Below are 21,939 nucleotides of genomic sequence, written 5' to 3' on the forward strand. Positions count from 1 at the left end.
GCCATCGGAACTTGCGTGAGTTGGGTGTTAGGGGTTGCGCCAGTTCGGCGTGATCACGATCTTCGAGATACCAGCGCCGAGCGTGATCCGATTGACCCCAGGCTTCAATACTGGGAATGCTTCACTGAGCGCATCGGTCTGGACTTTCCCGTGGGCGTGTGCGACGAGGCGTTCGCTGTCGAGTGTGACGGAGCCTGCTGGCGAATTCACCTGATGTACCGTTTTGTTCACCGTCAACGAGAGCATGCCCGTGCCTGTAACAGTGATGATCGGATCCGCATCAAGAAGTCCTGGGTTGGTGATCGTCCCCGACTCCGACATTATTACCGGCTTCAAACCATCGGTCAGGTAAGTGAAGGGTTGGCAGGTCAGGCGTGCGGTGAAGAACCCCCACCCCGACAGCTCCCGGCGCAATTCCGAGACTTCGCAGTGCTTGACCTTCCGATACACACCAGGCTCACCCGAAAACGCGATCGTGGACGCGTCCGTGAGGTGGTGAGCAGCCTGCCGATACTGGTTGAGCCCGTCACGGATAGGCACCGCGAGTTCAAGCTCGAGTTCGGTGTCCTCCCAGCCTATAAACCTGGTCAGGGTTCCGGCGCGGCCTTCGATCTCGATATCGTTCACCGCACGGACGGCGGCGGGTATCGCCACCGGGGCGGTCAAGCGCAGACCAAGCGACGTAGAGGTCACCCTGTCGTTCAAGGTGAACCCATACATTAGTAGCCTCCTGCCATCACGGTCTGCCGCCGATCAAGGCGTGCGAGTTGTTTGTCAAGGGCGGGTGCGAGTTTGCCCACCAGCGTCCCATCCGACAACGTCACCGAAATATCCAAAGACCCGAGGATCCGCTTCGCTGTCGCGTCGACGATGCTCGCGACATCCACACGCTCACTATCAGCACCGCCACTCGTATCGCGATTGATAGCTATGGGTTGTGGGGTGAGGTCAACGTTCGGTACTTGCAGGTCTGCAACCGCCTCGATCGGCACATGAAGCCCGTCTTCAAGGTCGGCAAAGGCGTCCATCGTGTCCCTAGCTAAACCAGTGGCAGCGGTGACAGCTTTGTTGCCGTCCGTGCGGATGGATCCTGCGAGGCCTTCGACAAGCATCCGTCCTGCCCACGCCATCTTGCGTGACGGTGAGTGGATGCCGAAGAAACCGGTGATGGAGTCCCAAATCCCGCTTGCCCAGTTCGAGACCGAATCCCATAGCCACCCCGCTAAGGATTGGATACCGTTCCACAGGCCGTAGACGAGGTTCTTGCCCGCCTCCGCCATCTGCCACACGCCCTGGCCAACGGCCGAGACGATGCCGATAACGATTTGCGGGATTGCGGCGACGATCGTGGAAATAATCTGCGGCAGATTCCGCACCAACGCGGTGAGTAACTGGATTCCTGCTTGGACGAGTTGCGGGATCGCCCCACCAATCGCCGACACAATCGAGGCGATAATCTGCGGCAACGCGGCCACAATCGTTGTAATGATTTGCGGCAAGGCACCAATCAACGCCGTCAGTAGCTGGATCCCTGCGTCGATGAGTTGCGGGATCGCGCCGACCACGCCGCCCACGATCGCGGTAATAATCTGCGGGAGTGCTGCGACGATTGCTGTGATGATCTGCGGTAGCGCGCCGATCAACGCGGTGAGCAGCTGGATTCCTGCTTCGATGATTTGCGGGATCGCTCCGACAAGGAAGGTCACGATGCTGGTGATGATTTGTGGCAGGGCTTCGATGATGACGGGGATGGCTGCTATGAGACCTTCGGCGAGTCCGGTGATGAGCTGCAACGCTGCATCAAGAAGCAATGGCAGGTTATCGACGAGCCCTTGGACGAGGGCGACGAGCATTTCCACCGCCGCAGGAACCAGTTCCGGTAGTGCTTCGCCAATCCCAGAGACGAGGGTTGCGATGATCTGAATCGCCGCCTCCAACAGGGACGGCAGTGCTTCGATGATTGCCTCGACCAGAGCGATGATCAGCGTCACGGCTGTTTCTGCTACTTGTGGCAACACCTTGATAATGCCTTCAAGGAGCGCGGTCAAAATGCTCATGCCGGTCTCGACCACCATCGGTAGCTGCTCGGCAATAAATGCGAGGGCTTCCTGTAAGACTTGGCCGAGGGTGTCGATGAGTGCGGGTGTTCCGCCTTCTTCGAACGCTGCGGTTAGTTCGTCGATCCAGCCGTTGACCATCGGCAGCACCGAATCAGCCAACGCCTCAGAGACTCCGCCTGCGAGGAGGCCTTTGAGGTTCTCCACCCCATCCTGCATTGTCGCCAACTGGCCGCTAAAGGTCTTGGATTGGGCGTCCATAGCCCCATAGAAGCGGCCGCCTTCAGCAGTAGCACTGGCGAATGCGTCAGCGACCATGTCAGCCGAGATAGCGCCCTTGGCCATATCCTCTTTCAGCTCACCAATGCTTTTGCCGGTCTTGCGGGAGATTTCTTCGAGGGGGTTGAATCCGGCGTTGATCATCTGCAGCAAGTCCTGGCCCGTGAGTTTGCCGGTCGAGGACATTTGGGCGAAGGCAAGTGTCAGCGATTCCATCTTCACCGCATCGCCTTGGGAGATGTCGCCGATTTCGTTGAGGTGCTTTTTCGCATCCTCAAGGCTCATTCCGAAGCTCAGGAGGGTTTGCATGTTGCCCGCGAGGTCCTCCATCCCAAACGGGGTCTTTGCCGCCTCAACCTTCAGGTCATTGACCAGTTTCTGAGCCTTGGCTTGATCACCCAGCATCGTGGTAAACGAGGTGGTGTATTGCTCCATGCGGGCGTTGTATTCCACGCCTTCTTTGAGGGCTCCGGCCATGCCGCGCCCAATACTGGCGATCGCATGCCCGATACCTTTGACGCCGGCGATGATGGCTTCGGCGGCGAGGTTGGCTTTGAGCACGTCGCCGAAAATGCGGGTCTTGGAGCTGGTGGTGTCCATCTCGTCCCCGAGATCATCCACCGCGCCCTCAAGACGTCCTGCGTCCTTTGCCGCGCCCTTGGCATCGTCACCGGCGCCGTCTGCCTCGTTCCCGAAATCCGACAGGGCGTCGTTGTTGGCTTTGAGTTCGCTCTCGTGCCGGTTGAGTTCAGCGCCTGCGTTGTTGAGCTGGATCTGCCAATTCTTTGTACGGCTATCGTTCTCCCCAAACGAGGAAGCGCTGTTTTCGAGTGCGGCGCGCAGGGTCTCAATCTTCGACTTTTGAGCCTCGATTTCTTTGCCCAGCACTTGGTTACGGGCCGTGAGTGCTTCGGCGGACTTGTCGTTCTTATCAAACGAGGAGGCTACGAGCTTCATCTCGCTGCCGAGCACCCTCATCTCACGGTTGATATCCGTGATCGCCCGCTTGAACTCACGCTCACCCTCAAGCCCAATCTTCAAACCAAACGAACTGTCAGCCATAGGTCTGTATTCCTTCGCGTTGCTGGGGGTTAAAATTGGCTAGAGGATGAGGAGGAATCGTGTGGGCCAATGTTGTAACTAATCGCCGGTGGGTATGGCTGTTGTTTGCTTTACTCGTCATCGGTACGGTCGTTTTCGCTGTTTTGTGGATGAGCGGTGTCGTGCATCCCGTCACGGGCGTCGCTAATGCAGCAGGTTTCGCAATATGTGCGATCGGGCTTGCAGCGTGGCACCTTGCCACTCGTGGTTTGCAGCGATGAGCACTCCGGTGCTTTTCCTCCATGGACTCGGTGAGACTCCGCAAGCCTGGAATGGCGTCATCAACGAGTTCGAGAGCATTGACGCGCTCACGCCCACTGTTTTCGATCAGCCATCAGGAACGCCATGGTCGTTACATGAGCGCACGGACGAACTCGCCGCATCACTGAATGATCCAGTCTACGTGGTTGGGCTATCTCTTGGCGCGGTGATGGGTCTTGATCTGGCAATTCGGCACCCGCACATGGTTCGGTCGCTGTTTCTTTCAGCTCCGCAGGCGCGCCCTCCTAAAGCATTGATGCGCATTCAAAGCGTTCTCATGCGAGTCTTGCCTGAGCGTCTCGTGTGCCCACCACAGATTTCCAAGCAACAGTTGCTGGAAATCCTGCGTCAAATATCAGCCATTGATTTCGAGCCAGAGCTTGGAAATATCACGGTTCCAACGACGATTGCGTGCGGCTCGAAAGACCGCGCGAATCTTCCTGCCGCCCGCACCATCAGCCAACAGATCCCACATGCCCGCCTCATCGTTGTGCCAGACGCGGGTCATCAAAGGCATCAATCAATGCCCACAGAATTCGCTCACGAACTAAAAGCCCACTGGGGCAGTATCTAAATCCCGGCAGGAATCACGTCGTCGATGAACCATTGACGCAACGGCTGGGCGCGCCCGGTTTCGAGTCGCCAGCAGTCCACGAGGTCGAGGAGTTCACCAAACACGGTTAAGCCCACCTCCACCCGCGATAGGTGGAGGTGGGTCATTCCGATATAGGTCAGCCGCGTGAACACGGCATTGTCGTTTTCGACTATGCGTCCGCTGGTGGTGCTTTTGGGGCTGGCTCGGTGAGGATTTCTCGGCGTGTGCCGCGTTGGAGGGCTTCGGCGATCGCGCCGCGATAGTCCGTCAGATCAGCGGGAACGGTAAGTAGTTCGACCTCGTCCTCGGTCAACTCTGGGCGTTTGTCGTCTGGGTGGCGGTGGTTGTGGATTTGGACTGATTGGTTGGCCAGCAGTGTGATCAGCCAGATCACCTCACCGAGGGTTTTGCCCAGGTTGTCGGAGGTTTCGAGGGCGTTGCCCAGGTGTTCGAGTCCGCCGTAACGCTCGGCGATCAGACGCGTGGCTTTCGTTGTCAGGACGAGCTCGTAGTCCTCCCCGCCGATGGTGACGGTGGCGGAGCGCCCTGGTTCCACAACAGATTCAGTGTTCTTCTTGGTAGTCATCGCTTGGCACTCCTTAACTCGTTAGCTTGTGGCAGGTTCGTAGACCTGGGCGTACCAGTTCGTGATCGTCTCGGGCTTAACCCCAGTGCCGCCTTCGGTGACTTCGGCCTTCCACGGATGACGACCCTTAGCGTCTGGCTTGTTACGACGCAGAATCGTGCCCTCAATCGAAGGCGTCGAGAACGTGATGGAGTCGGCTTTGGTGGCGAGGGTTTCTGTTGGCAGGGCGAACTTGACGCGGTAGAGCCAGAAATACTGGTACTTGCCGTTGGAGCGTGCGGCGCGGAAGCCAATCGCAACTGGAGCACCGCCGTCCTCGGAGGCGGAGATGAGCACCCCGTTTGCATCCACGGTCGCACCCGTCAGTGCGGCGGCGGCTTCACCGCCAAGATCATCAATGCCGAGGGTGAGGGTTCCGGATTTGAATTCCTTGACGATCTCGGATGGGCCGTCATCGGCATACAGGATTGCTTCGGCCACTTCGACGGAGAGTTCGGCGCTGATGGCTTTGGCTAGGGGTTTGGGCTTGGTGTAGGTTTCCTCGCCCGTGTCGGGGTTTTCGGTGATGGTGGCGTAGTAGAGCTTGTCTAAACCAATAGTCGCCATGAGTAATGCTCCTTCATGTGTAGGTGTGGTGGGTTGCGACGTCTATCGCGTAATGGTGGAATCCAGTGTCAGCTTCGAAGCCGACATAGCTGCGCCCGGTGATTGTTAGACCGGCGTCGAGCAGGGCGCGGGTGATGCGGTTGCGAAGGTTGAGGTAGTTGCCGGTGATGAAGAGTGCGAGGCGAACTTCTTCGATCTCAACGCTGGGTTGGTTATCTGCGAACACGTCCAACACGTCCGTCAGTGGGGTTGCCACCAGATACGTTTCTGGCGCGGTCGTGGCTGTGTAGAGGCCGACTTCGAACGGCAAACCGAGCTTGTCGGCGATCATCGTGAGTTGTTCCAATAATGCGGTCATGGTTTGACCTGCTTAATCCGCGCCGTCAACGCCGCCTTCATGGCCTCGATCGCACCCCTGCGGGTTTGCGACCGTGTGGGTGCAAGGAACGGGCGTGCAGGCTGATTGCTGCGGCCGTGTTCGAGGACGCTGGCGATCAACGCATTCGCTCTGCCGTCGCGGCGGTTCTCAGCAAAGCCGACCTTAATGTTGTGATCACCTTTGTTGTTTACTTTCACCGAGGTCGTACCAAGCGCTGCCAGTAGTTGTCCTGTTGACCGCGAGGGATTCTTGGTGGCGCGTCCGATCGCACTCGTGAGGTTGGCTCGCATACGCGGCTCGACCACGGCGGCTCCCGCCTCAAGCACCTCATCAGCAGAGGTTTCGAGCACGCGGCTGGCAGCATCGAGAGAATCAATGAACGCGTTGGGAAGGCGAATCTGGACTCTAGCCATGGACCTCTCCTTCGGGCGTGGTCTGATGGGCGAGGATTTCCACGTAACGTCCGATCACTTCGACTGCGTCGATCACATACCTGCCCTCGGGTCCGCTGATCTCCATATCCGTAGTTACGGATAGTCCGGGGATGGCGCGAATGCGGAAGAGAACGTCGGCTTTCGTATAGGCGGCGCGATTCACCCACGCTCCGCTGGCGTGCCGAACCTCGATCTGCGCCCGTATGGTCGCTTTGATCTCGTAGCGTGTGGTGGTGAACCCCGCCTTATCCCGAACAACCGTCGGCTGGATGAGGTCGATCGTGGTGCGCATGGATCCCAAAGAAGCCATGAGTTGTTCTCCTTAGACTTTCCAATCCCGGTCCAGACGCAGCAGGTTGTTGACGGCGTTCCATACCGCTTTAGCGGCATCCGGTTTATCTGCCCAGAAACCTGCCGTGGAACCATCACGAGACTCATAGAAATGGGAGGCGAGCATGACAATGCCTTGCCTGGTTGCTCCAGACATGTCGTGTGTTTCGTAGTGGTTTTCGGGCAGGTGTTGGAAGGAGCAGGCGTAGGAGGTGGCCGCATTGATCAGCGCGCCGATCAATTGATCGTCATCGTTGAAGGTGATGAGCAGGTTCGCTTTCACCTGCGCAACCAAATCAACCGTGGTCATTGCGGCCACCTCCTCTCCATGTGCGGGGTTTGTTATGCTCCGGCCTTCTGGGTCAATAGCTTCACGGCTTCGGGCAGGACGAGCTTGCCGTCCAGACGCTGGGATGCCAGGAACCCGACCTGTCCGGTGGTGGCGAACAGTTCGTTGAGCCGCTTGAAGGAGCGGCCCTGTCGGTCGGCGATCCAGTAATACGACAAGTCACCGAAAGCCACCGTCGAGGCACCAGCCTTGATTTCAGGCACGAAGGTGGATGTGTGGACGGGGCGGCCGAGGACAAGGTCTGGGGTTCCTGCGGTCAGGGCTGGCTGCCACAGATACTGGTCGTTGCCGTCCTTGAGCTTGCGCACGGTTTTCACGGTGGAATCGTTCATCAGCCACACCGCGTTCTTCCGATACGGGGCCCGTAGGGCGTAGTGCAGGTCGATAAGCTCATCAGCCGTAATGTCCGTCGCCTTACCCGTGGTCACCGCCTTCTCACCACCACCAGTGGCTGCGAAAATGCCGGTGGGCTTGTTCTTACCGTCTCCGGTGAGGAAGGCTTCTTCTTCGGCAGCGCCGATACGGCGAGCAAACTCAGCTGCTAGGTACTGCTCGACATTAAACGCCGAATCATTCAAGAGTTCCTCTGAAATTTTGAGGAAGGTGCCGAGCTTAAATGCCGAGAGGGTGACTTGGGTGAAGGATTCGTCCGACTCGGTGTATGGCTTGCCTTCATCGAGCCACCCGGCAGTGCCATGCGTGGAGACGACTGGGATTTTACGATCCCCACTGGTGGTTTGAATGACCTTCGCCAAGGAGCGCATGATGTTCTGGTCTTCAAGTGATGAGATCAGCGTGCGTTCGAATTCGTCTGGGACGAGGTAGCCGCCCTCGGTATCGACGCCTTCGGACAGTGCGTTGCGTACTTCCATAGGAGAGATGTTCAGTCGCATCGCATCCCAGAAGGCTCGTTTGTAGGAGGCTGAAGCGCGTGGGGTCGTGGGCTTGACCTCGTCATTGTCAGGGTTCATGCCTGGCATTGAGGTCAGCGGTGTGTTGGTTGCCTTGGCGAGGTCGGCGTCGCGGCGCAGGGCTCGTTCGGAGCGTGCGATCTCGTTGGTGAGTCGATCGATTTCGGCTTCCATCTTCGCGTAAGCCTGATCATCTTCAGCCGACAAGCAGCCCGATGTAGCATCGCGGCGCTCATCGAGGAAGACCTTCGCGCGCTCCCATACGTCGGCGCGCTTGGTACGAAGATCAGAAACGGTCATAGGGGTTGTCATAAGTGTTGGTCCTTTCAGTGGGGTTGGTTAGCTAGTTCGGCGTACAAATCACAAACCCGCCGACCAACAGGCACGGCGGGTTGAATGGTTGGGCGTGGTGGTCGCACCGGGTTCGGTGGTGATGTGGCGGTCAGATGTGCGACAAGCTTTTGTTCGGAGGCGCGGCGGGAAAACACCGTGCCTTGTCCCACGTTCTTGGGTGGGAACGGCAGGCGCTTCGGCTCCTCGTCCACGTCAGACTCTTCGGGTTCCTCTGGGGAGTCGACCTCGTCCTCATCGTCATCCGGGTCGTCGGGCTTCTCAAGCGAGACCGCAAACATTGGGTCGCGTTGGTTGGTGAGGAGTTCGTCGGCGAAACCCATGTCGATCGCAGCCCTCGCGTCCATCCAGGTCTCAGCGTCCATGAGCTTGGACAGCTTCGCCCGACTCATGCCCGTCTTCTCCTGATATGCATTCAGGATCGATTCTTTGACCGAATCAAGCATGTTCATTGCACGTGCGAGTTCGTCCTTGTCACCGACCGCCATCGTGGCAGGGTTATGAATCATCAACATCGACACGGGGCTCATGGCGACCTTCGTGGCGGCCATCGCGATTACGGACGCGGCCGATGCTGCGATGCCGTCGATATTGACGGTGACTGTGCCTGGGTAGTCGATGAGCATGTTGTAGATCTGCGCCGCAGCCACAACATCACCACCAGGCGAATTGAGCCAGATCTTCACCGGCCCGCTACCCGCGTTGAGTTCGGCTGCGAAGATACTGGGTGTGATGTCGTCATCGAACCAGGATTCTTCAGCGATCGTGCCGCTAATATGCAAAACCCGGACTGCATCTGCGTCCGAGTCAGTGTTGTGTGGCTCGGGGGTGAGCCAGTTCCAAAAACGTCTCATATCCTCCTCCTCAAAGAAGATTCACTCGTCGGTTCCTCAACCAACGACGGCTCAGGTTCTGATTCCTGGTGGGTGGCGGCGTAAGCCCCTGCAAGACTGAGCGGGAGCATGTTGCCGTTCACCAAATAGAGGTCACCGCCTGCTTCTGGGCTGATGCGGTCGAGGTTTTCTAGCTCGCGGATATCGTTGGCGCTCATCCACCCGTTCTGCCTGGCAACCGCATACCCATCCATCCGCGACTTATAGTCACCTCTCAGTAAGCCTTCGAGGTTGAACTTCACGTAGATCTGCGGCTTCTCACGCGAGCTGAGGAGGGTTTTGGTGATGGCTTGTTCGAAGCGGATCACCCACGGATCCAGCGTGTACTTCACAAACTCCAACGACTGCTGCTCAATATTGGAGAAACTAGATTTCTCAAGATCGCCGATCATGTGCGGCGGAATACGGAAGATTCGAGCAATTTCGTTGATCTGAAACTTCCGCGTCTCCAAAAACTGCGCCTGCTCAGGCGACACACTGATCGGCGTGTATTTCATGCCCTCCTCAAGCACAGCAATCTTGTTCCCGTTCCTCGCTCCGCCGAACGTAGCCTGCCAGGATTCCCTGACGCGCGCGGGGTCTTTGATCGTGCCCGGATGCTCCAACACACCACCCGGAGCCGCGCCGTTAGCAAAAAACGATGCGCCGTAGTCCTCGGTAGCCTGCGCCAAGCCGATGGCGTTCTTCGCCATAGCAATCGGGCTATAACCAACCAGCCCATCAAAGCCCAGGCCGGGAATATGGAGGACATCGGGCGCGGCCAACGTGACGGTCTCGTATCTTCCTGCTGGTTCGTCCCACGTACGCTGATACTCGTAATACAAACGCCCGGCTTCGTCGCGGCCGACCGTCATCCGGTTCGGCATCAACGGATACAACCCGATAACCTCGTCGCGGCCGTTACGGATCACCTGAGCAAACGCATTACCCCACAACAACAGATGCGTCATGAGCGTTTCGCGGAACACGAAGCTCGTCATCTCTGGATTCGGCTCATCATGAAGCAGCCGGTAGAGCGGATGGTCGAGTGCCTTCACCTTCGCACCATTACTGCTTTGGCGGTAGACGTGCAACGGCAGGCCCGCGATAGCTTCAGCCAGAATCCGCACACACGAATAGACAGCGGTCATCTGCATCGCCGAGCGCTCAGTCACCGGACGCCCAGACGACGTCGATCCAAAGAAAAAACTGTAGCCAGAGCTGATCGCATGATCGTCGGCGGGGCGGGTGGTGTCGCCACGCAGCCAATTCAGGAAACCCATGCGGTGTCCTTTCACATGTAGAATTGGAATATGAAAGCGCCCTCAAAACAGTCGTGGGCACTGATGAGTGTCCTGCTAGCGGCATTTTGGTTGTTGCCGCTCATCTCCATGTGGATCAGCAGGCTGAGCGATCCCAACACCAAGTGGTTCATCGCGTTGCTCTTCCTCGCGTTTCCACTACTCACCATCGTTTTGAGCGTTATCGATGGGGCACGCCACGGGTTCGGCTGGTGGTGGCTACTGGCCCCGTTCGCAGGGTTCTTGACCACCCTGTTCGTGTACTACAACGATTCAGCCCTCATCTACGGCGTCGCCTACTCGATCTTGGGACTGATCGGCACAGGCATCGGCGCGTGCTCACAGCACGAGTAGGCCGCGTTCGTCATAAACACTGCCGCTGACGTGCCCGGTGCCGTTTCGAATAGCGCGGTCAAGAGCCATGATCGTGGCGACCACGCCGTCAATCTTCTCAGTGCTCTTTTGCTTATCGGGCTTGATGTTGCCCGCTGGGTCGGTGCGAATGTGAATGTTGTCGACCATCCATGACAGGACTGGATGCCCGCCATGAGCCAGGCGACCTTCGAGTGCGAGCTTCATCAGCTCCTTCGACGGTGGGCTCATATCCTTAAAGCCCTGCCCGAACGGGACAACGGTGAAACCGAGCGCTTCTAGGTTTTGGCTCATTTGCACAGCGCCCCACCGGTCGAACGCGATCTCCCGAATATCAAACCGCTCACCAAGGGTTTCGATGAAGGTTTCGATCGCGCCGTAGTGGACGACGTTGCCCTCAGTCGTCTCTAGGTAGCCTTGTTGCTGCCACAGGTCGTAGGGCACGTGGTCACGGTTAACGCGGAGTGTGAGGTTGTCTTGCGGTATCCAGAACCATGGCGCAATCACATACGCTTCATCACCTGTTTCGGGTGGGAAGACGAGCACGAACGCCGTGATATCCGTCGTCGACGCAAGATCCAGCCCGCCGTAACACACGCGGCCCTCAAGGTCGGACAGGTCAACAGGTGCGTTGTTAGCGTTCCAGACGTGCATGGGCATCCACCGCACGCTTTGTTTGACCCATTGGTTGAGGCGAAGTTGTCGGAAGGTGTTTTCTTCGGCTGGGTTTTGTTTCGCGCTTGTGCAGGCTTGGCGAACCTTCTCGATCGGAACCGTGATCCCCAGCGACGGATTAGCCTTATGCCACACGTCCTCGTCGGTCCAGTCGTCTTCACGCTCCGCCCCGTAAATCACCGGGTAGAACGTCGGGTCATGTTTCTTGCCTGCGAGGATGTCTTCAGCTTTCTCATGCTGCTCATAACAAATCGAATGCGTATCGGTACCCGCTGTCGTAATGAGGAAGTACAACGGCTGGGTTCGCGCGTCACCCGAACCCTTGGTCATGACGTCAAACAAGGCACGGCCCGGTTGGGTATGCAGTTCGTCAAAGACGACACCGGAGATGTTGAACCCGTGCTTCGAATACGCCTCCGCTGAGAGGACTTGGTAGAAGGAGTTGGTGGGCTTGTAGATGATCCGCTTCTGCGAGGCAAGAATCTTGACACGCTTCGATAACGCCGGGCTCATGCGCACCATGTCAGCCGCGACCTCAAACACAATCGAAGCCTGCTGACGGTCTGCCGCACACCCATAAACTTCGGCGCGTTCCTCACCATCCCCACACGTCAGCAACAACGCCACCGCAGCGGCGAGCTCCGACTTGCCCATCTTCTTAGGGATCTCAACATAGGCCGTGGTGAATTGACGGTAGCCATCAGCTTTCACGGTACCGAATAGATCGCGGATGATCTGCTCTTGCCAATCAATCAGCTGGAAGGGCTTACCCGACCAGCGACCCTTCGTGTGCTTCAAGGCTTGGATGAACGCGACCGCATAGTCGGCTTTCCGCTTGTCATATCGTGAACCATCAGCCATGAACCGCGCCGGTGTGTAGTCGGTGAGTGTCCGCACGCCAGTTGCCTCCCTTCGGTGGGTATAAGAAGAGCCCCAGGAGCTGGGGCGTGCTCAGAACAGATCACCCAAACCGTTGGGGGTTCAGGCGTCTTGTGCGGGGTTTAGATCAGGGCGTCGAGCGCGGCATATTCGCCTCGGCGGGCCTCGAGCTGGTGGGCGATGATGGAGGCACGGAAGGTGTTCTTCTCCCGTCCGAGCTTCGTCTCCAGGGTGGTGATCTGGACCTTGCGGCGGCGCATTACCTCGATGGTGTCACCGTCGTGGATGGCTTGCTTGTCGCGTTCGAAGCTGTTCATGACCTTGCTCCTTCTCTTGTTTGGTCATGTACATACAGCCATAGACCCGCGACTATATCCAGTCATTATTGGCTTATTTTCAAAGGATTTTAGCGATGATCGCCACTCACACACGAGGGACTATCATGTGACCAAACAAGAAGGAAAATTCGTCCCCGGTGTGTGAGTGGCAAGCTATGAGTGGTGTGCCCCGGCCGGTGTGGGTCGGGGCTAGCGCGGTGGTTAGAGGGCGTTGATCATGCCGATCGCCCAGGCGGTTGCGTGGCCTTCGTCGGTGAAGGCTTCATCAGCTTCGGTGGCCAGGGCGACTGGGGCGTTCTTTCCTTCGCCAAGGATTTCGAAGATCGCGGCGAAATGCTCGTAAGCGCCCAGGGCATCGTTCCAGATGCGGTTGGTGGCGATCAGGTGAGTGCCGTAGCGCATCGCGTGTCCCAGGATCTTGTAGTGCTTGGCAACCGCTGTGGTGGTCTTCAAGGCTGTAAGTTCGGTGTTCATGACCTTCTCCTTTATCTCTTGTTTGGTCATGTATATACAGCCATACGTCGCCGCACATATCCAGTCGGCTTCCGCGTATTAACGAGGAAAATAGAGATTCTGGTCTCTCGTTTCTGCTCGGGTTATTCGGCCGGGTGTGGCGCGGTTTTCCACGCCGCGTTCCCGTCAAGGTTTGCCAGCAGAACGCGGCGAGCGTTCTTGTATCCCTTGCCAATCATCCCCAGCCGTAGCAGCCAACAGCGCATCGCATACTTATCATTACCCGACGCAGGTGGCTTCGGCGAGATACGGGTGGCGGTCTTGGCATGCTCGATCATCAGCTGGATAAGCACGCTAGCCACCTCAATCACCTCCGCCTCAGGAAGCTGATCGAACCAAGCAAACTCAACCGTTCCCTCCACCTCGTCCATCTTCATGGGCGTGGCTGGAATATCGAGTGCCTTGGCGATGAGTGCTCCCTTGGCGGCGAGCAGGGCTTCAAGCTTCGCGCCTGTGGCCTCGTCCCAGCCAGTCGTGGGGAATGCGAGCGTCAGCCCGTACTCCTCGCCCGTGGGTGCAAAACCAGCCGTAATCGCCGTCTCGGTGAGGGCGTCGGTGTCGACCTCCTCTGGGAGGTGGAGCACCCAATCCTGATCAAGGCGTGCATTTCCGATCTGGTAGTCGAACGTGGGCGTGCCCGTATACTCCGCTCTGACGCCAAGGTGAGAGGCGATGGTGTCGGCGAGTTTCTTACGCCCGCTCTGGTTCGAGGCGAACGAAATTTGGTTCATGCCGCCACACCCTCACCGTCAAACCAAGACTCGACCAGACGCAAATAGCCGTGCGGGTCGTGTTCGATCGCACCGACAACCAGCGGGAAGTCCCACTTTCGTGCAATGTCGTGGGCTTCCTCGACATCCCAGATATTGATGCCCGCGTCGAGCATTTCGCTGATCTCGATATGTAGTTCGCTCATGACCATCCTCCAATTCGTGTTTCCCCCAGTTAGGGATCTTGTTTGGTCATGTACATACAGCCATAGGTGCGCCCGCTTATCCAGTCGTATTGGCTGCTTTTTGTAGCCTGTTGAGGACGTATTTCACTACTGGTAATGCCACCCCATTTCCCCACAGTTTGTACTGTGCTGAATCAGTTGGCGCGGTTTTCAGCCAAGTAGTGATTTGGCTGCGAGTTTTCGGTTTCACGCCCCGTCCTAGGTTCCAGTTCTTCCACACGCCCTCCCAGTACCTGATTTCGTCTTCGTCTGGGTCGAGGTTTGTGAGGTTGTCACACCAATAGTCCGGGAAGCCTTGTAGACGAGAACATTCGAGGGGTGTGAGTTTGCGTGGTCGAAGCATCGTATTAGCGACAATAGGTGGCTGGTGTGAATCACTTGCCAAAAGTGCACCTGAAACATTTGTGGTTGCCCTCGTGAAATGATCAGATTTCGAAGAAGCATAGATCGGTTCGAGAATGACCATTCCGCCTTGATTGCATGCGGGATTACCGCCAGCTAAATCAAGAGTTTTTGCCACAGTGGTTTCGTAACCGCATTCACCACCATATTTACGATTGTCGTGGACGGAATTTATACCGTATACAGGTTGGTCGAGTAGGAGTGGAACATTTCCACCTCCTGTTCCCATTCGTGAAGTTAAGGTTTGACTTGTTACCTGGTCGCCAATTTCGATGCGTGAATCATTGGGATGGTAATCAAGCATCACCTGCATGCTAGGTTCAAATAAGACTTGGTCAGCACCAGTTCCTAATGTGCCTGAAAGGTCATGCTGAATCAACGGCCCTTTACCACCGCCTGGCTTACCGGCACGCATACGAAGAGTTAACGCCCCGCACTGGTTGCCTGTAGTGCTTGGGCTAATTGTTCGGGCAGGGTTTTGTTTTTCTTCTTTGCTCGCGTCAGGATTCCTTGTGCTGCTTTGGGACTCAAATAGAATCTCGGGTGCGGATTGTCCTGCAAAATCTGCGACAAGGAAGATACGACGACGACGTTGGGGCACTCCGAAAAATTGAGCATCGAGCACTCGCCATGCAAGTGATGCCCCATCTGCCAAGACGTATCCGCTGGTTGCCCAGCTGGTTTCAGGAACAGGAATGCGTGGCGTTTGCTGGCAGGATACCTCGATAAACGCTTGCAAGACCGCGGCGAAGTCGGCTCCGTGGTTTGAGGAGAATACGCCCGGCACGTTTTCCCACACAGCATATCTTGGGTAGGCACCATGAGTTGCTTGCCTCATTTCTTCAATAATTCGCACAGCTTGGTAAAACAGTGAGGAGCGAGACCCATCAATCCCGCTCCGCTTACCTGCGATAGATAAATCCTGACAAGGTGAACCAAACGTGATCACATCCACCGGCTGTAACCGGCCACCATCTAACAAATTAATATCGCCAACATGGCGAACTTCAGGCAGATTTTTCTTAGTTACCCGGATAGCGAAGGGGTCTACCTCAGATGCCCACATCGGTTTGATACCAACCATTTTGGCAGCTAAAGGGAAACCGCCCGAACCATCAAACAAGGACCCCAACGTCAAAGCACTCACGATTCACCCCGATCAACATCGCGCACCAAATCCAAATACGCGTATTCTTTGCCCTCACGCAAACAGGTGATCCCTGCCGCGTCCCCGGTGTGTTCGGCATAGCGGCGCAAAATCACGGAGGCGTATTTCTCGTCGAGCTCCATGCAATAGCAGATGCGGTCGGTTGCCTCGCACGCCATCAAGGTTGAGCCTGAGCCTGCGAAGGTGTCGAGCACGATCGCGTTCGCCTGGGTGGAGTTTCCGATCGGATACGCCAACAAATCCAGCGGCTTGCTGGTCGGATGATCGGCGTTGCGGCGGGGCTTAGCGAAATTCCAGATCGTGGTTTGTTTGCGATCCGCATACCAGCGATGCTTACCTGTCTTCACCCACCCGTAGAGCACTGGCTCGTGCTGCCACTGGTAGGGCGAGCGACCAAGAACCAGAGAGTCTTTGACCCAGATGCAACACCCCGAAAGATAGAATCCGGCCTCTGCGAAGGCGCGACGGAAATTCAACCCTTCAGTGTCAGCGTGGAACACATACGCGGATGCGCCTTTCTCACACACGCCCGCCATGTTCGTAAACGCCGATAGCAGGAAGTCGTAGAACTTCTCGCCATCCATCTTGTCGTTCTTGATGGACAAGCCCGAGCCTGATTCGAAGGCAACGTTATATGGCGGATCGGTCAACACAAGATTCGCGCGCTTACCATCCATCAGTGTGGCGATGTCGTCGGCACTGGTGGCATCCCCGCACACGAGGCGGTGGCGACCGACCGTCCACACATCCCCACGCTGGACAAATGCGGCTGCTTCGAGTGCGGCGGTGAGGTCGAAATCATCATCCTCCACCTCACCCTCGTCGAGGGAGCCGATAAGCTGCGCGATCTCAGCATCGTCAAAGCCAGTCAGTTCAGCGTCGAAATCCGAAGCGTCAAGGTCAGCGATGAGGAGGGCAAGTTTATCGTTATCCCATTCGCCGCTGATCTTATTCAACGCGATGTTGAGGGCTTTCTCGCGCGTCTCATCCAACTCCACGACGATCACATCCACGGTGTTGTGGCCGAGTTCTTCGAGCACCTTCAAGCGCTGATGCCCACCCACGATGTTGCCGGTGGTCTTGTTCCAGATGACGGGTTCGACGTAGCCAAACTCGGTGAGCGAGCGCTTGAGCTTCTCGTATTCGGGATCGCCGGGCTGGAGGTCTTTACGCGGATTGTAGTCAGCGGGCTTCAGCTCAGCTATTGGCATTGTTTTCATGAGCATGCTTCTTCACCGCCTTCCCTAAAGCATTAACGTGAGCGAACGAGTTCTCCCAACGCAGACCGACATGGCCGAAGTGCCCATAGGTTGAATACTGTGTAAAACCAGGCTTGCGAAGATTCAAAGCATCGATGATTGCTCCAGGGCGCAGCGAGAACACCTCGCGTGCAGCAGCAGTGAGGATCTCGTCAGAGTATTCGCCTGTCCCGAGGGTGTCGATGGTGAAGGCGACCGGGTCAGCCTTCCCAATCGCATAACTGATCGCCACCTGACACTCATGAGCCAGACGAGCGTCGACGATAGTCTTGGCGATCAGGCGCGCCATATATGCACCCGAGCGGTCCACCTTCGAGGCGTCCTTACCAGAGAACGCTCCACCACCGTGAGGGGCGAGACCGCCGTAAGTGTCAACCATCAACTTGCGGCCCGTCAGTCCAGTGTCCGCCTTCGGCCCACCAACCGTAAACAAGCCCGAGGGATTCACCAGAATCTCGGTATCAGCGCTAATCGGCCGGTACGGCTTACACGCGGGTGCGACGATCAGTGTTTTGACCTCAGCTGCAAGCTCATCCAGATCCTTGATCTTCTCGTGTTGGATCGACACCACCACGGTCTCAACCGCCACGGGCTTACCAGCAGCGTCGTAACGAACTGTCACCTGCGCCTTACCATCGGACTTGATCCCGGTGATCGTGCCGTCCTTGCGCGCCTTATCGAGGCGGGCGCAAATCTCGTGTGAGAGCACCAGCGGCAACGGCAAACGCTCCGGGGTTTCCGCCGTGGCGTATCCATAAACGGTTCCTTGGTCACCTGCTCCTTGGAGGGCGAACTCAGTGTCGTCACCGAAACGAGCTTCGAGCGATCGGGTGACTCCTGCGTTGATGTCTGGAGACTGCCTGCGAGTCCAGACGAAAACGAGGAACTTCCACGGCACATACCCCGCCTTCACCAACGCATAACGCACCGACTCACGAATACGCGGACGAACCTTCGAAGTTATCTCGCCAGTCACAATGATCCTGTGACCAGATGCCATCACTTCTACTGCAACGCGGGCAGCAGGATCCTCGTAGAGGATGTCGTCGAGAATGGTGTCGGCGATCAGGTCGCAGAGCTTATTGGGATGGCCGACACACACTGCTTCAGCGCTGCGAACCATAGTCATAGGAATGCCCTTTCAGTAGAAAAATCAAAAGAAACAAAAACTCCCCACCATGTCAGACAGGAGCAGGGAGCGAAGAAAACGAGGAAAACCCGAATCGTGTGCGATACTGGAATGCGTGCAAGACGAAACGAGTAAACCTAATCCGCAGGAGCAAGAGCCTTCTGATGGTGATGGTAAAGCCGTGGCCTATGGAATGATGGCCGGGATGATGGCTGGCACTGCCCTTGGGTTCATTATGAACAATATTGCCTTGGGGTTAGCTATCGGCGTAGGAGTTGGGAGCGCGCTAGGGGCAGGCTTCAGCGCAACAAAACGCCCCAAATAAGCTCAAAAACACTAGGACGCATCTACGAGCGTGCTTTCAACAACTGCTCCATAACCTCATCACCAGGAGCCGCACCCGAATAGTCACTAGTGCAGTTCGCCCGCACAATTTCAAAAATCTCATACCAATACACGTTTGCTTGCTTACCAAAAGACTGGCTCATCGCAACAAACGGGGAAGCGATAGCAGCCCCCGTGGTCGGGTGCTTACCTAGCAAACCGAACTTGGAGATTGCCTGCTCACACTGCACATAGCGGGCGAACGCCTGCGCATAGGCTTCGATCAGACGTGGGGCGACGAACTGGGAACAGCCACGAGCATCGAGCCACTGCCACGTTTCTCGGTAGACCAGGTCAGCGCCGAGCGGTTTGCCATCGCGCTGAATGTCGGAGAGATAATCCGATGGTTCAGGCATAGTCTCCCCAGCGAGCACCGCGCCGTCCCCAATATCGCTGCCTTCGAAATCGAACGGCTCACCCAGCGGATCCTCAAGCCGAGTGGCGGGGCGGCCAGCTGCGAGCTTCTCATTCAACGGATCAGGTTTCGCGCCAGCTCGCACGCGGCGCCCGCCCCGGTTCGTGCCGTCTTTCGCCATGGATGTGCCTCCTTGTCTAGGCCGTTGTCGCCTTGGACTGGAGGCCGAAAGTGCGCTCGCAGGTGCTGAAGAATTCGTGGGGCGGGTCAATACCCTGTTTGATTCGGGAACTTTGCGCACGGTTGGCCCCGCCCGCTGACCTCTGACCTGCGGTTAGAGATTGAGAACCCCCACCCCCTCACCAGGCTTTCGACGTTGCCCCGTGTCCGCCGAACACCATCAAGGTGGGTAACTTTGAGGTTCCAGAACTTCGGCGCGACAGTGTACAACGTGGGTGCTCGTCAGTAGGTGTAGACCCGAGGTTGTTGCCGCCATCGGTCATCATCGAGCGCGGTCTGCCTGGAGTGGCAAGGCTTGCACAGGCTTCGGAGGTTGTCGAAGTTGTGGGTGCCGCCGTGTTCGAGCGGGAGAATGTGGTGAACCTCTTGTACTGGCGTGTAGAGACCGGCCTCTAGGCAGTCTTCGCAGAGCGGGTGGGCGGCGACGTAGGCGGCGCGGATCTTGCGCCACCGTGAGCCGTAGCGGCGATTGATCTTCGGATCACGCTGATACTTCCGATACCGGGCGTCCTCTGCCTTGGCATGTTGTTCGCAGTAGCGGTCGTGGGTGAGCTCGGGACAACCAGGGTGAGAGCACGGGGAGGCTGGTTTGACCGGCATCGCTGGCTCCTTCCCCCCCGGATGTGGTGAAGCCCCAAGATTCCCGTGTGTGGGTTCTTGGGGCTTCACCTAGTTTTCAATCACTTATATGTTCTCACACTGATATGCGGTTTTCTATCGCATGTTTCGGATACCCGCTAACGCTAGAGCTGTCCATACAAGGCGGTGGCGAACCTGTCGAGGGCCCGGTTCTTGCGCCGATAGACCGTGTCACGCTCGACGTAGAAATGATCGGCTATCATCGACACCTTCTCATCTTGCGTCCCCTCGCTGAGGAAGAAGCCTTCGAGGATGAAGCGGTCGTCTTCAGCGATGACTTCCCACGCAGGCAGAAACCAGTCCATGTACTGGCGAGCCTGCAGGTAGCGAGCCTTGTACGCATCGATCCGCTCAATGCTCGCAACGATCCTGTTCTCCGAAGCGTGCAGATCACCCGAGGGTGGTGTGCCGTCCATACGCGGAGAAGCAGGACTAGCAGCATCAGCATAAGCCGCCTTGATCTGCTCGTCAGTACTCTCGATGATCTGTTCCATCACCGCATAATCCTGCAGAGCTGCGATCGCGGCTTTCCTTGTGTCGAGGTATTTCGTCATCACATGCATGAGCTTGTCCTTTCAGTGGTTGTGTGGATTTCGTGTGCGACCGCGTCGATCAACGCAGCCTGCGTAGCATCTTTCGCATCAAGAGCTTTGAGCACGGCTTCATCGAGCGTCCCTTCCGCAACCAGATGCGTGATCGTCACAGGTTCGGATTGACCTTGCCGATACAAGCGAGCGTTCGTCTGTTGATAAAGCTCCAGGCTCCACGTCAACGAGAACCACACCAGCAGATGCCCGCCTGCCTGGAGGTTCAATCCGTGACCCGCCGATGCTGGGTGGATCAAGCCGAGGGTGATCTCACCTTTGTTCCATGTCTCGATATCCGCGCTTGTTTTAAGTTCGCGAGCCTGCGGGAAGCGGGCGGTGATGCGCTGACGGTCATGGGTAAACCAGTAGGCCACGAGCAGTGGGTTGCCGTTGGCTGCCTCGATGAGATCTTCGAGGACGTCGAGCTTGCGCTCATGAACCGCCGTCCATTGACCGTTGCTGGTGTAGATCGCGCCGCTCGCGAGTTGGAGTAGCTTGCCGGACAAAGCTGCGGCGTTCGCGGCATCAATCGTCGCCCCATCAAGGTCGAGAACGAGGTCAGCTTTGAGTTGCTCGTAGACCTTGCGCTCTTTCGGCTCCAGCACCACAGGCATTGTCGTCACCGTCAATTCCGGTAATTGCAGGTGGTCGGTGGTTCTCATCGACAACGTCATGTCACCAATCACACCGTAGATCTCATCTTCGGCACCCGCGCGGGGCTTATAGGTGAACACCTGCATCCCGTTGCGTTTATCGGGTACGAACCAACGCTCCCGATAACGAGTAATAAACCGGCCCAAACGCTCGCCGCCGTCGAGAAGCCGGAACTGCGCCCACACGTCCATGAGCCCGTTCGAGGCTGGCGTGCCGGTCAGCCCGACCCAGCGTTTAACGAAGGGGCGCATTTTCACCAGCGCCGTGAACCGTTTCGCACGGTGGTTTTTGAAGCTGGAGAGTTCGTCGATGACGACCATGTCGAACGGCCAGCTACCGCCCATCTGGTTCACGAGCCAGGGAATGTTTTCACGGTTGATGATGGTCACTATCGCAGACTTGGCTAACGCCGCCAGCCGGTCGGCTTTGGTGCCGACAGCAACCGCGACGGTGAGCCCGTCAAGGTGATCCCACTTGCGAATTTCGGCGGGCCAGGTGTCTCGCGCTACTCGAAGCGGTGCGACAACCAGCACGCGGGAGATGGTGAAGTAGTCGAGCATGAGCTGCCAGATCGCCGTCAACGTGATCACGCTCTTGCCCAAACCCATGCCAAGGAGAATCGCGGCCTCGTCATGGTCGATGATGAACTCGGTGGCGGTGGATTGGTAGTTATGCGGCGTGTAGTGCATCAAGCACCTCCCGTATGCCGTCCACCGAATCAACAACGAAGGTCTGAAAACCCTGGTCGCGCAGTTGGCTCATCCGACGCTGCTGGATTGGCCTGGGTTGTTTGCCTGCTGCTTTGAGTTCAACGAAAACAACCCGGCTGTTCATCAGACATATCCGGTCAGGTACGCCGCTGGTTCCAGGGCAGACAAGCTTCCAGCACAAGCCACCGCAGGCTTCGACGGCTTTCTTCAGTTGGCGTTCTATGGTTCGTTCGTTCATGGTCACTCCTTGAGTTCACTTTTAGGGGTG

Annotated in this window: 27 protein-coding genes; 3 read left to right on the forward strand and 24 right to left on the reverse strand. The window is 57.2% G+C overall.

Annotated elements, in window-relative coordinates; genetic code table 11:
- Nucleotides 1-27 precede the first annotated feature (27 nt).
- Together HMPREF0576_RS04110 and HMPREF0576_RS04115 are read right to left on the reverse strand one after the other, a co-directional pair.
- Nucleotides 28-720, reverse strand: a complete 693-nt coding sequence (locus HMPREF0576_RS04110; protein WP_004010801.1) for a hypothetical protein — start codon at nt 718-720, stop codon at nt 28-30.
- The gene (locus HMPREF0576_RS04115; RefSeq protein WP_004010802.1) at nt 720-3,398 is read right to left on the reverse strand and encodes a phage tail protein; all 2,679 of its coding nucleotides are present in this window, start codon (nt 3,396-3,398) and stop codon (nt 720-722) included. The genes HMPREF0576_RS04110 and HMPREF0576_RS04115 overlap by 1 nt, the downstream gene beginning before the upstream one ends.
- A 256-nt stretch (nt 3,399-3,654) precedes the next feature.
- Here HMPREF0576_RS04115 and HMPREF0576_RS04120 point away from each other — a divergent pair, with 256 nt between their 5' ends.
- Nucleotides 3,655-4,272, forward strand: a complete 618-nt coding sequence (locus HMPREF0576_RS04120; protein ID WP_004010803.1) for an alpha/beta fold hydrolase — start codon at nt 3,655-3,657, stop codon at nt 4,270-4,272.
- A 190-nt stretch (nt 4,273-4,462) separates the two neighbouring features.
- Here HMPREF0576_RS04120 and HMPREF0576_RS04125 read toward each other — a convergent pair whose 3' ends face one another.
- The 9 genes from HMPREF0576_RS04125 to HMPREF0576_RS04165 are packed head-to-tail and all read right to left on the reverse strand — an operon-like array spanning nt 4,463 to nt 10,394.
- The gene (locus HMPREF0576_RS04125; RefSeq protein ID WP_004010805.1) at nt 4,463-4,879 is read right to left on the reverse strand and encodes a hypothetical protein; all 417 of its coding nucleotides are present in this window, start codon (nt 4,877-4,879) and stop codon (nt 4,463-4,465) included.
- A 21-nt stretch (nt 4,880-4,900) separates the two neighbouring features.
- Nucleotides 4,901-5,485, reverse strand: coding sequence for a major tail protein (locus HMPREF0576_RS04130; RefSeq protein WP_004010806.1), 585 nt, complete (start codon nt 5,483-5,485; stop codon nt 4,901-4,903).
- Nucleotides 5,486-5,498: 13 nt separating this feature from the next.
- A complete protein-coding gene (locus tag HMPREF0576_RS04135) occupies nt 5,499-5,843 on the reverse strand; it encodes a hypothetical protein (RefSeq protein WP_004010807.1) in 345 nt (114 codons plus the stop codon).
- Nucleotides 5,840-6,277 (reverse strand): HK97-gp10 family putative phage morphogenesis protein, encoded by a 438-nt coding sequence (locus HMPREF0576_RS04140; RefSeq protein WP_004010808.1) that lies wholly within the window; start codon nt 6,275-6,277, stop codon nt 5,840-5,842. Before HMPREF0576_RS04140 ends, HMPREF0576_RS04135 begins: the two co-directional genes overlap by 4 nt.
- On the reverse strand, nt 6,270-6,608 hold the full coding sequence (locus HMPREF0576_RS04145) for a phage head completion protein (protein WP_036324241.1): 339 nt from the start codon (nt 6,606-6,608) through the stop codon (nt 6,270-6,272). The genes HMPREF0576_RS04140 and HMPREF0576_RS04145 overlap by 8 nt, the downstream gene beginning before the upstream one ends.
- A 12-nt stretch (nt 6,609-6,620) precedes the next feature.
- The gene (locus HMPREF0576_RS04150) at nt 6,621-6,938 is read right to left on the reverse strand and encodes a head-tail connector protein (protein WP_004010810.1); all 318 of its coding nucleotides are present in this window, start codon (nt 6,936-6,938) and stop codon (nt 6,621-6,623) included.
- 32 nt (nt 6,939-6,970) lie between these two features.
- A complete protein-coding gene (locus HMPREF0576_RS04155) occupies nt 6,971-8,188 on the reverse strand; it encodes a phage major capsid protein (protein WP_004010812.1) in 1,218 nt (405 codons plus the stop codon).
- A 26-nt stretch (nt 8,189-8,214) separates the two neighbouring features.
- A complete protein-coding gene (locus HMPREF0576_RS04160; protein WP_004010813.1) occupies nt 8,215-9,093 on the reverse strand; it encodes a head maturation protease, ClpP-related in 879 nt (292 codons plus the stop codon).
- On the reverse strand, nt 9,090-10,394 hold the full coding sequence (locus tag HMPREF0576_RS04165) for a phage portal protein (RefSeq protein WP_004010814.1): 1,305 nt from the start codon (nt 10,392-10,394) through the stop codon (nt 9,090-9,092). Before HMPREF0576_RS04165 ends, HMPREF0576_RS04160 begins: the two co-directional genes overlap by 4 nt.
- A gap of 30 nt (nt 10,395-10,424) precedes the next feature.
- Between HMPREF0576_RS04165 and HMPREF0576_RS04170 the strand changes: the two genes are divergently transcribed.
- Nucleotides 10,425-10,766: a hypothetical protein gene (locus HMPREF0576_RS04170; RefSeq protein ID WP_004010815.1), complete on the forward strand. Its 342-nt coding sequence runs from the start codon at nt 10,425-10,427 to the stop codon at nt 10,764-10,766.
- On the opposite strand, the gene HMPREF0576_RS04175 is transcribed toward HMPREF0576_RS04170, so the two are convergent.
- From HMPREF0576_RS04175 to metK, 8 genes are all read right to left on the reverse strand, one after another.
- Entirely contained in the window at nt 10,752-12,356 is a 1,605-nt protein-coding gene (locus HMPREF0576_RS04175) for a terminase large subunit (RefSeq protein WP_004010816.1), read from the reverse strand. The genes HMPREF0576_RS04170 and HMPREF0576_RS04175 overlap by 15 nt on opposite strands.
- Nucleotides 12,357-12,460: 104 nt before the next feature.
- On the reverse strand, nt 12,461-12,655 hold the full coding sequence (locus HMPREF0576_RS04180) for a hypothetical protein (RefSeq protein ID WP_004010817.1): 195 nt from the start codon (nt 12,653-12,655) through the stop codon (nt 12,461-12,463).
- A gap of 222 nt (nt 12,656-12,877) precedes the next feature.
- Nucleotides 12,878-13,150: an Nmad4 family putative nucleotide modification protein gene (locus HMPREF0576_RS04185; RefSeq protein ID WP_115306590.1), complete on the reverse strand. Its 273-nt coding sequence runs from the start codon at nt 13,148-13,150 to the stop codon at nt 12,878-12,880.
- A gap of 122 nt (nt 13,151-13,272) precedes the next feature.
- The gene (locus tag HMPREF0576_RS04190) at nt 13,273-13,920 is read right to left on the reverse strand and encodes a hypothetical protein (protein ID WP_004010819.1); all 648 of its coding nucleotides are present in this window, start codon (nt 13,918-13,920) and stop codon (nt 13,273-13,275) included.
- Entirely contained in the window at nt 13,917-14,105 is a 189-nt protein-coding gene (locus HMPREF0576_RS04195) for a hypothetical protein (protein ID WP_036324513.1), read from the reverse strand. The genes HMPREF0576_RS04190 and HMPREF0576_RS04195 overlap by 4 nt, the downstream gene beginning before the upstream one ends.
- 76 nt (nt 14,106-14,181) lie before the next feature.
- A complete protein-coding gene (locus HMPREF0576_RS04200; RefSeq protein WP_004010821.1) occupies nt 14,182-15,693 on the reverse strand; it encodes a DNA cytosine methyltransferase in 1,512 nt (503 codons plus the stop codon).
- On the reverse strand, nt 15,690-16,940 hold the full coding sequence (locus HMPREF0576_RS04205; RefSeq protein WP_036324248.1) for a site-specific DNA-methyltransferase: 1,251 nt from the start codon (nt 16,938-16,940) through the stop codon (nt 15,690-15,692). The genes HMPREF0576_RS04200 and HMPREF0576_RS04205 overlap by 4 nt, the downstream gene beginning before the upstream one ends.
- Entirely contained in the window at nt 16,912-18,102 is a 1,191-nt protein-coding gene (gene metK, locus HMPREF0576_RS04210; protein WP_004010822.1) for a methionine adenosyltransferase, read from the reverse strand. The genes HMPREF0576_RS04205 and metK overlap by 29 nt, the downstream gene beginning before the upstream one ends.
- Before the next feature lie 115 nt (nt 18,103-18,217).
- Here metK and HMPREF0576_RS04215 point away from each other — a divergent pair, with 115 nt between their 5' ends.
- Nucleotides 18,218-18,427 (forward strand): hypothetical protein, encoded by a 210-nt coding sequence (locus HMPREF0576_RS04215; protein WP_115306589.1) that lies wholly within the window; start codon nt 18,218-18,220, stop codon nt 18,425-18,427.
- Between the two features lie 22 nt (nt 18,428-18,449).
- Here HMPREF0576_RS04215 and HMPREF0576_RS04220 read toward each other — a convergent pair whose 3' ends face one another.
- The 5 genes from HMPREF0576_RS04220 to HMPREF0576_RS04240 form a co-directional block, all read right to left on the reverse strand.
- The gene (locus tag HMPREF0576_RS04220) at nt 18,450-19,022 is read right to left on the reverse strand and encodes a P27 family phage terminase small subunit (RefSeq protein WP_004010824.1); all 573 of its coding nucleotides are present in this window, start codon (nt 19,020-19,022) and stop codon (nt 18,450-18,452) included.
- Nucleotides 19,023-19,303: 281 nt separating this feature from the next.
- Nucleotides 19,304-19,681, reverse strand: a complete 378-nt coding sequence (locus HMPREF0576_RS04225) for an HNH endonuclease (RefSeq protein ID WP_004010825.1) — start codon at nt 19,679-19,681, stop codon at nt 19,304-19,306.
- A gap of 143 nt (nt 19,682-19,824) precedes the next feature.
- A complete protein-coding gene (locus HMPREF0576_RS04230) occupies nt 19,825-20,283 on the reverse strand; it encodes a hypothetical protein (protein ID WP_004007626.1) in 459 nt (152 codons plus the stop codon).
- Entirely contained in the window at nt 20,274-21,650 is a 1,377-nt protein-coding gene (locus tag HMPREF0576_RS04235) for a DEAD/DEAH box helicase (RefSeq protein WP_004010826.1), read from the reverse strand. The genes HMPREF0576_RS04230 and HMPREF0576_RS04235 overlap by 10 nt, the downstream gene beginning before the upstream one ends.
- Nucleotides 21,631-21,909: a VRR-NUC domain-containing protein gene (locus HMPREF0576_RS04240; protein ID WP_004010827.1), complete on the reverse strand. Its 279-nt coding sequence runs from the start codon at nt 21,907-21,909 to the stop codon at nt 21,631-21,633. The genes HMPREF0576_RS04235 and HMPREF0576_RS04240 overlap by 20 nt, the downstream gene beginning before the upstream one ends.
- Nucleotides 21,910-21,939 lie beyond the last annotated feature (30 nt).

The sequence above is a fragment of the Mobiluncus holmesii ATCC 35242 genome (genome assembly GCF_000185445.1).
Taxonomy (GTDB): Bacteria; Actinomycetota; Actinomycetes; order Actinomycetales; family Actinomycetaceae; genus Mobiluncus; species Mobiluncus curtisii.